This window comes from Brevibacterium sp. BDJS002 (assembly GCF_028201555.1).
Classification (GTDB): domain Bacteria; phylum Actinomycetota; class Actinomycetes; order Actinomycetales; family Brevibacteriaceae; genus Brevibacterium; species Brevibacterium aurantiacum.
Genome location: NZ_CP116392.1, coordinates 888,310 through 902,335 on the forward strand (window position 1 = coordinate 888,310; position 14,026 = coordinate 902,335).

Here is a 14,026-nt window from a genome sequence, read left to right on the forward strand (position 1 = left end):
GACCGTTTCGCCGGAATCTGATCTACGATGAGCGGACGAACCTGAACAATGGTGAAAGGGTGATGCGTTGTGCAGCAGCTCAGCGAAGCTGAAATCTCGGCGATCAAGGACGAATCCGCCAGAGCCTACGAACTCGATCGAGCGCATGTCTTCCACTCCTGGTCAGCCCAGGAGCTCATCGACCCGATGACCGTCTCCCGCGCGCAGGGGTCGACCATCGTCGACGGTCAGGGACAGTCGTTCCTCGACTTCTCCTCACAGCTCGTCAACACCAACATCGGCCACCAGCATCCGAAGGTCGTCCAGGCCATCAAGGACCAGGCGGACCTGCTGTGCACGATCAGTCCCGCCCACGTCAACGCCGCCCGGTCCGAAGCCGCCCGCCTCATCACCGAACGCACCCCGGCCGGTCTGGACCACGTGTTCTTCACCAACGGCGGCGCGGACGCGAACGAGCATGCGATCCGCATGGCCCGGCTGCACACCGGCAAACACAAGATCCTCTCCCGATACCGCTCGTATCACGGGGGCACGGAGACGGCCGTCAACGTCACCGGTGACCCGCGCCGCTGGTCCAATGACCGTGGCGACTCCGGTGTCGTCCATTTCTTCGGGCCCTTCCTCTACCGGTCCGAATTCTCGGCCACCACCGAGGCGGAGGAGACCGAGAGGACTCTGCGCCACCTCGAGCGCACCATCGAACTCGAGGGTCCGTCGACGATCGCCGCGATCATCCTCGAGTCCATCCCCGGCACGGCCGGCATCATGCTGCCTGGCAGCGAGTACATGCAGGGCGTGAGAGCCCTGTGCGACAAACACGACATCATCTATATCGCCGACGAGGTGATGGCCGGATTCGGGCGGGCCGGCAAATGGTTCGCCTTCGAACACTTCAATGTGGTGCCCGACATCATCACCTTCGCCAAGGGCGTGAACTCAGGCTACGTTCCCCTGGGCGGAGTGATCATGGATGAGGAGATCTACGGTTCGTTCGCACAGAAGGCCTACCCCGGCGGGCTCACCTACTCCGGCCACCCGCTGGCCTGTGCCGCGGCCGTCGCGACGCTCAAGGCGATGGACGAGGAAGGCATGATCGAACATGCCGAACGCATCGGTGAGGAGATCATCGGGCCCAGGCTGCGCCAGATCGCGGAGAACTCGAAGCACGTCGGCGAAGTCCGCGGCGTCGGCGCGTTCTGGGCGATCGAACTGGTCTGGGACAAGGAATCGAGGGAACCGCTGGCACCCTACGGTGGCGGCTCACCCGAGGTCGCCTCGGTGGTGGCTGCGCTCAAAGAACACGGGGTGGTGCCCTTCAACAACTATCACCGTCTCCACGTGGTCCCGCCGATCAACATCAGCGAAGAGGACCTCGAAACGGGCCTGGGCGTCTTCGAGAAGGTGCTCACCGACCTCGACTTCTCCCGCTGAGCTCTAGCGGGCGTCGTGGGTGAAGTCGCCGCCGAGGACGGTGGCGCGGACGGGGATCTGTGAGATCTGCTCAGGAGCCACGTCTGCGGGGTGGGCGTCGAGGGCCACGAAGTCCGCGAGCTTCCCGCGTGACAGTGTTCCCTTGTCCGCGCCGTGCCCGGAGGCCTCGGCGGCGACCGAGGTGTAGGCGGCGATCGCCTCATCGGTGCTCAGGCATTCCTCGGCCGAGCCCATGATGTCGCCGTCGCGGGTCTTCCTGGTCACAAAGGCTTCGATGCCGCGCAGCGCATTGCCGTCGGCGCAGGGGCGATCCGAGCTGCCGGCCAGCAGCACACCGGCGTCGATGAAGGACTTCGCGCGGTAGATTAGTGAGCGGCGCGCGGGCCCCAGCGAGGCGTTCATTCCATCGCCGATGCCTTCGGCGAACGCGGACTGCGGGGTCACGACGATGCCGTTGTCGGCCAAGGTGGCCAGGTGCTCATCATGGACGAGGGCAGCGTGTTCGATCCGGTTGGGAACGGCTCGACGACCGTACTTGGCCTGGGCGTCGACGATGTTGGCCACCGCAGCATCCACGGCCGCATCGCCGATCGCATGGACCGCGACGGACCACCCGGAGGCGTAGGTGTCCAGGATCTGCTTGCGCAGCACCTCGGCGTCGGCCTGCAGGTAGCCGGGATGGTCCTTGCCCTCGTAGTTCTCCCGCAGAGCAGCGGTCTCCCCGCTCAGCGCCCCGTCCATGAAGAACTTGACCGGTCCCAGGGAAACGAGGTCATCGCCGAGGCCGGTGCGCACCCCTGCATCGAGGCCGATGCCGAAGCCGTCGGCGGAGTTCGCTGCGATCTCATGGAGACCGTCGGCCTGCGGCAGGAGCTGGGCGCGGGCGCGCAGCTTGCTCTCTTCGCGCGCGCGCAGGTAGGCGCTGACTTCGATGGGGGAGTGCCCGATCCAGCCGTAGGCGACGCCGCAGTCGCCGAAGGAGGTGATGCCTTCCTTCGCGTAGTACGCGGTCGCAAGGTCGATGGCCTCGACGATCGTGTCGAGTGAATAGGGACGGATGAGGTCCTGGACGAGGCCCTGTGCGGTCTCTTCGACCAGGCCTGTGGGGTGGCCCGCCGCATCGGTGACGACCTTGCCGCCGACTGGGTCGCTGAAGCCGGGGTCGAGGATCCCTGCTCGCTTCATCGCCTCGGTGTTGACGATGGCGGCATGCCCGGAGGTCTGTCGCATGAATAGAGGTCGGTCGCCGGTGATCTCGTCGAGGCGGGAGAGCTCCGGGTACTGCCCGTCATAGTCGCGGTGGGCGTAGCCGGTAGCGTTGATCCATTCTCCGGCAGGTGTTGTTGCGGCTGCCTTCTCGAGGGCGGCGTAGACATCGGGCAGACCGCCGGGCAGGGCTGTGACGTCGATGGATGCCAGGGTGAGTCCGAACCATGCGGTGTGGCAGTGGACGTCGTTGAAGCCCGGCAGCACGGTGGCCCCGCCCAGCGATTCGACCCGATCCGCAGTGACGCCGTCGAGCTCCTCATCGAAGCCGATGATGCGCCCGGCGAAGACGCCGATCTTCTTCGCCCGCGGACGTGCCGGGTCGAGCGTGTGGGCATCGAGATCGGTGAAGATCGCGTCGATGTTCATGTCAGTCACCTTTGCAGCGTCAGAATCAGTTACAGCGTGGGGGTCGGGGACAGCGTGGCACTCACACCCGGGCTCCGCGGATCGCGGGGTCGGTGAGACAGCGGACGAGCGCAGGACCCTTGTGAGCCAGTGCCTTCTCGAAGGCATCCCGGAAGTCCTCCGTGCGTTCGACTGTCAACCCCATACCGCCGAAGGCCGTGGCCAGGGCCGCGAAATCGGGACTGGACAGGGACGTGCCTGTTGCGCGGCCCGGATACTCGCGATCCTGGTGGCCGCGAATCGTGCCGTAGACAGAGTTGTCGTTGACGACCACGGTGAGGTTGACACCGTACTGTGCGGCGGTGGCGAGCTCCTGGCCGTTCATCAGGAAGTCCCCGTCGCCGGCGATGCAGAACACGGGACGCTCGGGATGAACGAGCCCGGCGGCAACGGCGGCGGGGAGCCCGAAGCCCATCGATCCGTTGCGCGGTCCCAGCGCCGAGGGGAATCCGTGGGTGGGCAGGAACCTGGTGGCCCAGCCGGAGAAGTTCCCGGCCCCGTAGGTGATGATCGCGTTGTCCGGCAACAGCTCCCGGACATGGACGAAGGCCTCATCCATGTCGACGAAGTCCTCGCCGGCAGAAGCAGAGCTCGCCGAGATGGCTACCGGCACCCGCCATTCCTCGAGTTCTGCCCGAGCCTGGCGGATCCATTCGGGCAGCGGCACCGGTTCGTCGTTGCCGCTCAGGTGCTCATCTCCGACAGCAGGCTCATCGATTGACCCGTCGGAGGACACCGAGTAGGCGCGGGCACCGTCTTCGGTGAACAGGGCCTGGGCGAAGCGGTTGACCGGGGTGACGATGTGCTGGTCGAGGCTGCCGAAGTGCCCGTGCGCATCGGGGTCGGGGCCGATGACGACGGTCTTGGCGTCGGTGCCGATGGTGAAGGAATCGGTGGCCACATCGGTGCGGACACAACCGAGGAAGATGTGCAGGTCAGCCTCGGCGAAGGTTCTCTTGGCCACCGCGGAAGCGCCGAAGCCGAGCATGCCGAGGAAATTGGGGGAGTCGTGGTCGATGCCGTCGTAGGCACGGAAGGTGCCGATGACGCCGAGGCCGCGGTCGCGTGACCACTGCGCGATCCTGCGCGAGGTCGCCGGGGACCAGTCCTCGCCGCCGATGATGAGGACGGGACGATCGGCCTGGAGAATGCGGGCCCGCAGCTCGGTGACATCGCCTGAATACGGAGCAGCAGAACCATGCGTGCGCGGCGGTAGCACCGTCCCCACGCTGGCCTTGACCAGGATCTCCTCAGGCAGGCCCACGATCACGGGACCCGGCCGGCCGGTCACTGCGGTGTGCATGGCGTCGGTGACCACCTCGGCGGCCTTGTCCGGGTCACCGAGGGTGAGGACCTTCTTCGTCGTGGTGGAGAACCAGCCGTTCAGGTCGAATTCCTGGAAGGACTCGCGGCCACGCTGTGCGGTGGGGATGAGGCCGACGAACACGACGAACGGTGTCGCGTCCTGGTAGGCAGTGTGGACGGATACCATGACGTTCGAGGCACCAGGTCCACGGGTGACCATGGCGATTCCGGGGATGCCGGTCATGCGGCCCTCGGCTACGGCCATGTAGCCGGCTCCGCCCTCCTGGCGGCAGACGATGGGGGCGATAGTCGAATCGTGGAGGCCATCGAGCACGTCGAGATAGGACTCGCCGGGGACCAGGTAGGCACGCTGGACGCCGTGGGCTTCGAGCTCCTTGACGAGGAGATGACCGGCGGAAAGAGGCGCGGAGTTGTCCATGGCTTCATGCTTATCATTCTTTTGTCTCATGTGGGCAGACTCTTGAACATTCGGTCGCACAACGCCGTATGATCTTGGCACAACGGATTCCGCAGGGAATCGCTCGACATCGAGATACTTCATCGCCAGGAGGCTCAAGTATGACCGGCATCGACTCCGACGAACACTCGGGACAGGCATCATTCGTGCCTGGACCGGCAGCGGCCGGAGGGACGCCCCGGAAGCGGTTGGACTCCGACTCGTCTGGGGGATCCGCGGAGACGGGATTCCGGTCTCGGCCGAAGAAGTCGCAGCTCGAACGCGACCCGGGCATGCCTGCAAGCACCTGGCGTCTGCGCTCGGACGCGTGGGAGTACCTGAAGTTCGCGATCAAGCGTCTGGCCATCAGCGGCGGGGACTTCTCGATGATCGCCGCCGACGGTGAGGTCTGGCGGTCGCTGCGGTCGCTGAAGACGATCGAACTGTACTGGGGCGGCTTCGGGCAGCGCTATGTCGAGGACATCGCCGAGCTGCTCTCCAACGGTGAGTTCGACAAGGCCCACGACATGATCACACGCGCCGTCAACCGCCTGCGCGGAACCACGGTCCCCGACGTCGTCGACGATGACCTCACCGAGGATGAGCGCGCCGAGCACAAGGACCGCCAGGATTCGCGCCCTCGCTTCGAGGTCCTCATCGTCGATGAGACCACGGAGGGCGGCCGCGATGAGCTGCACACCGACCTGCTCAAGCTCCGCCACGCCTCCGACCAGTTCATCTACGACTACGTCATCGTCCCCACCGCCGACGATGCCGTGGCTGCGGCGCTGACGAACCCGAACCTGCTCGCCTGCGTCATCCGCCCCGGCTTCACCGACCGAACCCGACAGGTGCTCAGCCGCGATCTGCGCAGCGCCGTCGAACTCGCCCACCAGGGCACGACCGACTCACCGACGATGCCGATGAGTCCGCTCAACTCGGTCCGTCGAGTGCTGCGTCTGGCCGACACTCTGGCCGGTCTGCGCCCCGAGCTCGACCTCTATCTCATGGCCGGTGCCCACATCGAGAGCCTGGCCGGAGCCCTGACACACAGGTTCCGCCGCGTCTTCCGTCGTGAGGACCAGTTCGAGCTCCACCTGTCACTGCTGCGCCGTGTCCAGCACCTCTATGACACGCCGTTCTTCACCGCGATCCGGGAGCACGCACGCCGCCCGGCCGGTGTCTTCCACGCCTTGCCTGTCTCTCGCGGCGGCTCGGTTGTGGGCTCGAAGTGGATCAGTGACTTCGTCGACTTCTACGGCCTCAACCTGCTGCTGGCAGAGACCAGCGCCACCTCGGGTGAGCTGGACTCCCTGCTCGCTCCGGTCGGCACGATCAAGAAGGCGCAGTCCCTGGCGGCCAGGGCCTTCGGTGCGAAGCGGACCTACTTCGTGACGAACGGGACCTCGACGGCGAACAAGATCGTCCACCAGGCCATCGTCTCACCCGACGAGGTCGTCATGGTCGACCGCAACTGCCACAAATCGCACCATCATGCGCTCATGCTCACGGGTGCCAGGACCGCCTACCTCGAGGCCTACCCGCTCAATGATGTCGCCTTCTACGGCGCGGTGCCGCTGAACCGGATCAAGCAGCTCCTGCTCGACTACCGGGCCGCTGGACGCCTCGACGAGGTCCGGATGATCACCCTGACCAACTGCACCTTCGACGGGATCGTCTACGACCCGGAGAAGGTCATGGCCGAGTGCCTGGCGATCAAGCCCGACCTCGTCTTCCTGTGGGACGAGGCGTGGTTCGCCTTCGCCCGGTTCCACCCGGTCACCCGCAAACGCACCGCCATGGTCGCAGCCGAGCGGCTCGAAGCCCTCCTCGACACCGACGCACACGCCAGGGCATATCGGGAGCAGCGCGAGCGTCTCTTCGATGCCCAGACCGGTGAACCAGCCCCCGACGAGGTGTGGCTGAACGAGTCGCTGCTCCCGCCGCCGGACGCGGTCCTGCGCGTGTACGCGACCCAGTCGACGCACAAGACGCTGACCTCGCTGCGTCAGGGTTCGATGATCCACGTCTATGACCAGGAGTTCTCCCACGGAGCGGAGGAGTCGTTCCACGAGGCGTATATGACGCACACCTCGACCTCACCGAACTACCAGATCCTCGCGTCCTTGGATCTCGGTCGCCGGCAGGTCGAGATGGAGGGCTTCGCCCTCGTACAGAAGCAGCTGGACCTGGCGATGAGCCTGGCCTCCGCCGTTTCGCGCCACCCGCTGCTGAAGAAGACCTTCCGTGTGCTCACCGCGGCCGACCTCATCCCCGCGGAGCACCGGCAGACAGAGCGCACGATGCCTCTGCGCGATGGTCTGGCGACGTTCTGGCATGCGTGGACGACCGACGAGTTCGTCGTCGATCCCAGCCGCATCACCATTGAGATCAGCGGCACCGGAGTCGACGGGGACACCTTCAAACACGACTTCCTCATGGACCGCTACGGCATCCAGGTCAACAAGACGAGCCGCAACACAGTGCTGTTCATGACGAACATCGGCACGTCACGCTCGGCCGTGGCCTACCTCATCGAGGTCCTCGTGAAGATGGCCGAGAAGTTCAACGACCCGCACGAACTCCAGGCCGAATACTCCCTCGACGAGCCGGCCGAGATCATGCCTCCGCTGCCGGACTTCAGCGCCTTCGCCCCGGCCTACGCCGCCGAGGTGCCGGCTGAGGATCCGTCGAAGCAGCTGCCCGACGGGGACCTGCGCACCGCCTACTACGCGGGACTGCGCCGCTGGAACATCGAACACGTCCTCCCGGAGGAGCTGGGCCGTCGGGTCGAGTCCGGGGACCAGCCGGTCTCTGCCGGGTTCGTCACGCCCTACCCGCCGGGATTCCCCGTGCTCGTGCCCGGTCAGATCATCACCGCCGAGGTGCTCGACTTCATGGCTGCCCTCGACACCAGGGAGATCCACGGCTACGACGCTCGGCTGGGCTACCGTGTCATCCTCCCGAAGGATCGGCTCGAGGCGAAGAAGTAGGCGAACATGCGCACGAATCGACTCATCCAGACCGTCGAATCCCACACCGAGGGTCTGCCGGTGCGGGTCGTCACCGGGGGAGTCGGTGCCTTCCCCGGGGCCACGATGGCCGAGCGCCGGGACTGGTTCATCGCCAACTCCGATGACCTGCGCACCTTCCTCATGTGCGAACCCCGCGGCAACGGCTGGCTCTCCGGGGCGATCCTGCAGCCGCCGACGCGCTCCGATGCCGATTGGGGCGTGCTGTTCATCGAGGTCACCGGTGTGCTCCCGATGTGCGGCGCCGGCACCATCGCCGTGGCCACCGTGCTTGTGGAGACCGGCATGGTGAGAGTGGAAGAGCCGGTGACGCGCATCCGTTTGGACACGCCCATCGGGCTCATCGTCGCCGAGGTGGCTGTCCGTGATGGTCGAGCCGAATCGGTGACCATCGTCAACGTCCCCTCCTACGCTCATGCCTTGGACCAGAGCGTCGACGTTCCTGGGTATGGCTCAATCGGCTGCGACATCGCCTTCGGCGGGAACTACTATGCGTTCGTTGAGGCTGGGGGCGAGCCGGGGTCGGGCGGGATCGGCATCCCCTTCGACCGCGACCGCGGCGAGGATTTCACCAGGGCCGGCCGAGCGATCATGGCCGCGGTAAACGAGCAGATCGAACCGGTGCACCCGGTCTCAGGTTTCCGCGGCTGCGAGCACGTTGTGTTCCTGGCACCCGGCTCAACCGAGTCCCATGCCCGACACATCCTGATCAACCATCCCGGGTGGGTGGACCGCTCGCCCGGAGGAACCGGGACGAGCGCCCTCATGGCCGTCCATCACGCCCGCGGCGACCTGGGGCTGAATATGGATTTCGTCAACGAGTCCTTCATCGGCACTTCGTTCACCGGCCGCCTCGTCGAGGAGACGAGCGTCGGCGAACACACGGCCGTGGTCCCCACGATCACCGGCCGCTCCTGGCTGACCGGCACCGCGCAGTACACGCTCGACCCCACCGACCCGTTCCCCGCCGGCTTCACGATCTGAGGCGCCGAAAGCATAGCCGGGCGCCGAGAACCGACTTCACGAAGTCTGCTCTCGGCGCTCAGGTCTGCTCTCGACGAGGCCGGCCTCCGCCGGCCGGCTCTCAGCTCGCGAGGTTCTCGAATACTGCTGCCATGCCCTGACCGCCGCCGATGCACATGGTCTCCACGCCATAGCGCGAGTCGCGGCGTTTGAGCTCGTGCAGCATGGTGGCCAGAATACGCCCGCCGGTCGCACCGGCCGGATGGCCGAGGGAGATCCCGGAACCGTTGACATTGAATCGTTCGTCGAAATCTCCTGCCGTCAGCTTCCATTCCCGCGTGCAAGCGAGAGCTTGAGCGGCGAACGCTTCGTTGAGCTCGATGAGATCCATGTCGCTCAGCTGCAATTCAGTCTGGGCCAGAGCCTTGGCTACCGCCGGCACAGGACCGATGCCCATTGTCTTGGGCGGTACGCCTGCAACAGCCCAACTCACCATCCGGGCAAAGATGCGCAGGCCGAGTTCACGGGCCTTCTCTTCAGTAGTGATGATGCACAGTGCGGCTCCGTCGTTCTGGCCGGAGGCGTTGCCAGCCGTCACTGTCGCCTCGGCGTCGGAGGATCCGAGGATCGGACGCAGCTTGGCCAGAGATTCGACGTTCGCATTCGGGCGGATATGCTCATCGGTCGTGATGACCTGCTCCGGGGTCTTCCGGGTCGCAGGGACCGTGATCGGGACGATCTGATCGTCGAAGAGACCGGTCTCGGCGGCTCGAGCGGCTTTCCGGTGCGACGCGACGGCGAGTTCGTCCTGCTCCTGCCTGCTGATGTTGTATTCGGCGCGCAGATTCTCTGCTGTCTCGATCATGCCGCCGGGGACAGGATAGTTCGTGCCGCCTGCGGTGACGCGTCCACGGGCGAGGCTGTCCTTGAGGTCGATGCCGGAACCTTTGACGCCCCAACGGATATTTTCGTTGAAGAAGGCGCCGCGGCTCATGGATTCCACGCCGCCGGCGATGACGACGTCGGCGAACCCGGCGTTGATCATTGCATGCGCGTCAGCGACTGCCTGCAATCCCGAACCACAGCGACGATCAATCTGTCGGCCAGGAGTAGTCACGGGAAGGCCGGCATTGAGTGCGACGACTCGACCGATAGCAGGAGCTTCCATTGTGGGATAGCAATTGCCCAGGATGACGTCTTCCACGAGGTCAGTGTTCAGACCGGACTTCGTGATCAGTGCCTGGAGCACCTGGCTTCCCAGTTCTTCGGGCGGGAGGTCTTTGTATTGACCGCCGAATGCTCCGACGGCCGAGCGGACCGGTTCGCAGATGACTATGTTCTTCGACATTCTTCCTCCTCGGAAGGGTTGGTTTGTGTCAGCGTCCGAGCAGTTCGTCGGAGATGATGCGCATCTGGATCTCGGAGGAGCCTTCGAAGATCTTCGTCAGCCGGGCATCTCGCCAGTGGCGTTCGACGGCGAAGTCCTTCGTGTATCCGGCACCACCGTGGATCTGCACGGCCTCCGAGGTGACCTTCTCCGCCATCTCGGCAGCCAGATACTTCACCATCGCCGCTTCCTTGTCGCAGCGTGCACCAGAATCGATCTGCGTGCACACGTGATACATCAACGCCCGGCTGGCTTCGATCTGCGCGGCCATGTCGGCAACCTTGAACCGCAGATGCTGGAAGTCAGCCAAGGGGTGACCGAACTGGACCCGCTGCTTCAGATACGCAATCGAATCCTCCAACGCTGCCTGTGCCAGACCGATCGACCGCGCCGCGGTATGCGCACGCCCAACCTCGAGTCCGGAGACTGTTGGTAGAAGCCACGATCTTCCTCACCCAGCAGTGCGTCTGCGGGGAGGTGGAAGTCGTCGAAGTTCAGGTCCCAGGTCTTCCAGCCGAAGTACCCGATCTTCTTCACAGCAGTACCGGACATGCCTTCGGGGAACTCGCCGCGTTCCTTCTCGACCAAGAACGCCGAAATCCCACGGTGCCGCTTCTCTTCATCGGTCGAGGTCCGTGCAAAGAGAATGATGTAGTCAGCCTGATCGGCAAACGTGCACCACATCTTCGTGCCATTGATGACCCAGCCACCATCATCGGCTCGGGCGGCTTTGCAGCGAATGTTGGCCACATCGGAACCAGCCTCGGCCTCGGACAGTGCAAACGCACCGAGGTATTCACCAGTGGCGACCTTCGGCAGCATTCTGGCTTCCTGCTCGGGAGAGAAGTTGCCGCCCATCCCATTGCCACGCGCCAGCAGTCCACCGACACTCATCCACGCTCTGGAGAGTTCTTCGGCGACGAGGCAGTACTCGAAGACGCCGAGTCCCAGCCCGCCGTATTCTTCGGGGATGAGGATGCCGAAGAATCCCATATCGGCCATCTGCTTGATAAACCACTCCGGGAACTGACCCTCCACGGGGTCGAGCTCATTCGCCAGCGGCAGGACGACGTCGCGGGCGAACTCTCGAGCCAGCTGCTGGATCTCCAGCCGCTCCTCGGTCATGAAGTGCGGAGTATTCGGGCGTGGCCTGGGCTTATGCGTCATGGTGTGTCTCCTTGGCTAGTCGGGGATGGCAGCGAGAACGTCACTTCTGCGTCTCGAGCGGCTTGGCCGCCCATTCGCGCAGGACAGCTGCTTTGATCTTCGACCCGTTCGTTCCGGCGGTGACGGGCATGGTCTCGACGAGGCGGACCTCGGTGGGAACCTTGAAGCTGGCCAGGCGCTCCTTGCAATACGCTCTGATCTCCGCCGGATCCGGATTCGTGTCTGGCACGGGCTGGACGAAGGCGACCACCTCGGGAGCTCCCGCTTCACTGTTGCGGCCGACGACCTTGACGATCTCGACCTCGGGGTGGGTGATGAGATGGAGTTCGATCTCTGCCGGGTCGACGAGGAATCCGCGAAGTCTGATGACGTCGCCCATGCGGCACACGTATTCGAAGGAGTCGGGGCCCTGGGCTCGGCCGAGGTCACCGGTGCAGAACCAGTCGTCGGTCGTGAAGTTCTTCGCGCCTTCGCCTTTGTCCCCGAGGTATCTGTCGACGACGTTCGTTCCGCGCAGCTGAACTTCGCCTTCAGATCCTTCCGGGACCTCGATGTTCGAGAGCGGATCGACGATTCGGTACTCGTATGCGGGATCGGTCAGGCGCCCGCCTCCGGACACGCGAAGCTTCGCGGGAGCGTCAACGGGCCAGAATGAGGTGAGGGCGAAGACTTCGGAAGACCCGTAGACGCCGACAGTCTGGGTGCCGAACTCTTTTGACGACCATGTTGCAATATCCGCAGACATCCCCTGGAAGTCGCCCACGCCAGCCCATCTCCAGGAATCAAGACGAACACCGGTTGCGTCACAGGCTGTGCGAACCCGAGAAAGCATGTCGTCGGCACCGACGAAGTGAGTTCCCTTGAACGTGCTCCATGCATGCACAAGCTCGGTTTCATCGAATACAGGCTGAAGGAGAACCGCCGCACCGCCGAAGAGCGCACCCATGCCCGCCGAGTATCCGAAGACACCGGAGTAGGGCAGCGGCTCAACGAGGACATCGCCGGGCTCGAATCCCACGCGGGAGGCCACGTGCTGCGAGTGGGAGACGACAGCGGTCTCCTTGTGGGCAGCCAGTTTCGGCATGCCCGTCGACCCCGAGGTCGTGAACGCGACCGACAACCGGTCCGCGCTGGGTTCGACAGCAGCCGGCTCGACAGCCGACAAATCCGTCGCCGAGGTGGTGGCACCGTCCGCAGGCACGATCACAGCCCCGGAACCGAGGTCATAATCGGCGGCAACAGGTTCCTCCGATGCTCCCGGCACGGCCCAGACAGCGACCGTGGGTGCGTCCTCCTGGGACTCGGCGACGGCCTTCGTCGCGGTAGCGAGGAAGTCGATGCCGCGGAATCCGTGAGCCATCACGAGGACTTTGGGCCGTGCCTTCGCCAGGACATGGCCGACCTCGGCGACGTTGTAGCGAGTGTTGACTCCGATGACGTGGGCACCGCGGGCCGAAGCCGCGAACTGCCAGGCATAGGTGTCTGCCCAACTGGGCAGCCAGACGGCCACGCAGTCGCCTTCGCCGATTTCTTGCTCCGCGAGCAATGCGGCGAGCTGATTCGCACGGTTGAGAAGATCAGCCACGGTGACTCGAATATGTCCGTGGTCGAGGTCGCCGGTCTGCGCGTCTGCAGGCACGGGGTCGATGAGGGCCAGTCGCTGTGGGTCGGTCTCGACCCACGATTTCAGGTGGCCGTGGAGAGTGCTGGGCTGTGCGGTCATGATCGAGTAGTCTCCGTTTCTACGTCGCTGGCTTCCAGGGTGCGCACCCATGCGTCGACCTGGCTGGCGAAATCGGTCATCTCCTCCATCGGATAATGCCCGATCCTGGGAAGGAAGGTGAACGATCCTCGAGGGATGGACTCAGCGTCCCGGCGAATAGCCTCGGCGTCGATCCAGAGGTCATCCTCACCGGCGACGAGGATCGTCGGGCAGGCGATGTTTGGCAGGTTCGCGCTGACATCGTGCCGACCCCAACCGATGAGGTCCGAGTTCGAGATGATCGGATCCTCGCGGCAGTGCATGCGGGCGATGACGGAACGGCGCTCCTCGCTGACGGCGGACCCGACGACGGCGCGAGTGCCCCAGTAGGTACGGTCGCTGCGTGAGGGCGTCGAGATGTCGTTGAGCTCGCGGGTCAGACCTCGAACGGAAACATGGCCAGCCTCAGCACCAGCAGCCATCGCGACCGCGGCCCGGATGCGGGATCCGGCCCGCACCGCGAGGTCGATCGTGATCTTTCCGCCGATCGAGCAGCCGACGACGACAAAGCGGTCGATGCCGAGCTGATCGAGGACGGTGAGTGCGAATTGGGCATATTCGCCGAGGTCGGTCACCGGTCCGTGGGCAGAGGGTTCGCTGCGTCCATGGCCGGGAAAGTCCGGAACGATGACTCGGTAGCCAAGTGCCGCGAGGTCGGCGGCCACATGGGCGTACTGGACGCCGCTCTGTCCTGCTGTGTGCAGGGCCAGCAGCGGGGTCGCGTCGATGTCGCCCCAGTCCTCGACGAAGGCGAGGCGATCGCCGATGACGAGCTGGTGCGCACGCAGCGTGGTCACTGCTGAGGTGGTCGTGCCGGTCGTCTGTGTGGTTTCGGTCAGTGTCGTCAT

General features: G+C 64.9%; 10 protein-coding genes. 3 read left to right on the forward strand and 7 right to left on the reverse strand.

Going from position 1 to position 14,026, the window contains the following annotated elements; genetic code table 11:
- Positions 1–69: 69 nt before the first annotated feature.
- Positions 70–1,431, forward strand: coding sequence for an aspartate aminotransferase family protein (locus tag PGC08_RS04090; protein WP_271709585.1), 1,362 nt, complete (start codon positions 70–72; stop codon positions 1,429–1,431).
- Between the two features lie 3 nt (positions 1,432–1,434).
- On the opposite strand, the gene PGC08_RS04095 is transcribed toward PGC08_RS04090, so the two are convergent.
- Both PGC08_RS04095 and PGC08_RS04100 read right to left on the reverse strand, forming a co-directional pair.
- Positions 1,435–3,066 carry an amidohydrolase gene (locus PGC08_RS04095; protein ID WP_271709586.1) on the reverse strand — a complete coding sequence of 544 codons (1,632 nt, stop codon included), beginning with the start codon at positions 3,064–3,066 and terminating at the stop codon, positions 1,435–1,437.
- A gap of 61 nt (positions 3,067–3,127) precedes the next feature.
- A complete protein-coding gene (locus tag PGC08_RS04100; protein ID WP_271709587.1) occupies positions 3,128–4,879 on the reverse strand; it encodes a thiamine pyrophosphate-dependent enzyme in 1,752 nt (583 codons plus the stop codon).
- A gap of 110 nt (positions 4,880–4,989) precedes the next feature.
- Between PGC08_RS04100 and PGC08_RS04105 the strand changes: the two genes are divergently transcribed.
- Together PGC08_RS04105 and PGC08_RS04110 are read left to right on the forward strand one after the other, a co-directional pair.
- Entirely contained in the window at positions 4,990–7,860 is a 2,871-nt protein-coding gene (locus PGC08_RS04105; RefSeq protein WP_271709588.1) for an aminotransferase class I/II-fold pyridoxal phosphate-dependent enzyme, read from the forward strand.
- A gap of 6 nt (positions 7,861–7,866) precedes the next feature.
- Positions 7,867–8,883 carry a proline racemase family protein gene (locus tag PGC08_RS04110; RefSeq protein ID WP_271709589.1) on the forward strand — a complete coding sequence of 339 codons (1,017 nt, stop codon included), beginning with the start codon at positions 7,867–7,869 and terminating at the stop codon, positions 8,881–8,883.
- Positions 8,884–8,983: 100 nt separating this feature from the next.
- Here PGC08_RS04110 and PGC08_RS04115 read toward each other — a convergent pair whose 3' ends face one another.
- Genes PGC08_RS04115 through PGC08_RS04135 form a run of 5 tightly spaced genes read right to left on the reverse strand, consistent with a single transcriptional unit; the run spans position 8,984 to position 14,026 of the window.
- A complete protein-coding gene (locus tag PGC08_RS04115) occupies positions 8,984–10,210 on the reverse strand; it encodes an acetyl-CoA C-acetyltransferase (RefSeq protein WP_271709590.1) in 1,227 nt (408 codons plus the stop codon).
- A 28-nt stretch (positions 10,211–10,238) separates the two neighbouring features.
- On the reverse strand, positions 10,239–10,631 hold the full coding sequence (locus PGC08_RS04120) for an acyl-CoA dehydrogenase family protein (RefSeq protein ID WP_333937921.1): 393 nt from the start codon (positions 10,629–10,631) through the stop codon (positions 10,239–10,241).
- Positions 10,586–11,416: an acyl-CoA dehydrogenase family protein gene (locus PGC08_RS04125; RefSeq protein ID WP_271709591.1), complete on the reverse strand. Its 831-nt coding sequence runs from the start codon at positions 11,414–11,416 to the stop codon at positions 10,586–10,588. Before PGC08_RS04125 ends, PGC08_RS04120 begins: the two co-directional genes overlap by 46 nt.
- A gap of 40 nt (positions 11,417–11,456) precedes the next feature.
- The gene (locus tag PGC08_RS04130) at positions 11,457–13,139 is read right to left on the reverse strand and encodes an AMP-binding protein (RefSeq protein ID WP_193078391.1); all 1,683 of its coding nucleotides are present in this window, start codon (positions 13,137–13,139) and stop codon (positions 11,457–11,459) included.
- Complete coding sequence (locus PGC08_RS04135; RefSeq protein WP_271709592.1) at positions 13,136–14,026, reverse strand: alpha/beta fold hydrolase; 891 nt, start codon at positions 14,024–14,026, stop codon at positions 13,136–13,138. Before PGC08_RS04135 ends, PGC08_RS04130 begins: the two co-directional genes overlap by 4 nt.

Bases quoted from the DNA above. Each gene is read 5' to 3' on its own strand.
- PGC08_RS04095 (WP_271709586.1), bottom strand. From the start codon at position 3,066: ATGAACATCGACGCGATCTTCACCGATCTCGATGCCCACACGCTCGAC.
- PGC08_RS04100 (WP_271709587.1), bottom strand. From the start codon at position 4,879: ATGAGACAAAAGAATGATAAGCATGAAGCCATGGACAACTCCGCGCCT.
- PGC08_RS04105 (WP_271709588.1), top strand. From the start codon at position 4,990: ATGACCGGCATCGACTCCGACGAACACTCGGGACAGGCATCATTCGTG.
- PGC08_RS04110 (WP_271709589.1), top strand. From the start codon at position 7,867: ATGCGCACGAATCGACTCATCCAGACCGTCGAATCCCACACCGAGGGT.
- PGC08_RS04115 (WP_271709590.1), bottom strand. From the start codon at position 10,210: ATGTCGAAGAACATAGTCATCTGCGAACCGGTCCGCTCGGCCGTCGGA.
- PGC08_RS04125 (WP_271709591.1), bottom strand. From the start codon at position 11,416: ATGACGCATAAGCCCAGGCCACGCCCGAATACTCCGCACTTCATGACC.
- PGC08_RS04130 (WP_193078391.1), bottom strand. From the start codon at position 13,139: ATGACCGCACAGCCCAGCACTCTCCACGGCCACCTGAAATCGTGGGTC.
- PGC08_RS04135 (WP_271709592.1), bottom strand. From the start codon at position 14,026: ATGACGACACTGACCGAAACCACACAGACGACCGGCACGACCACCTCA.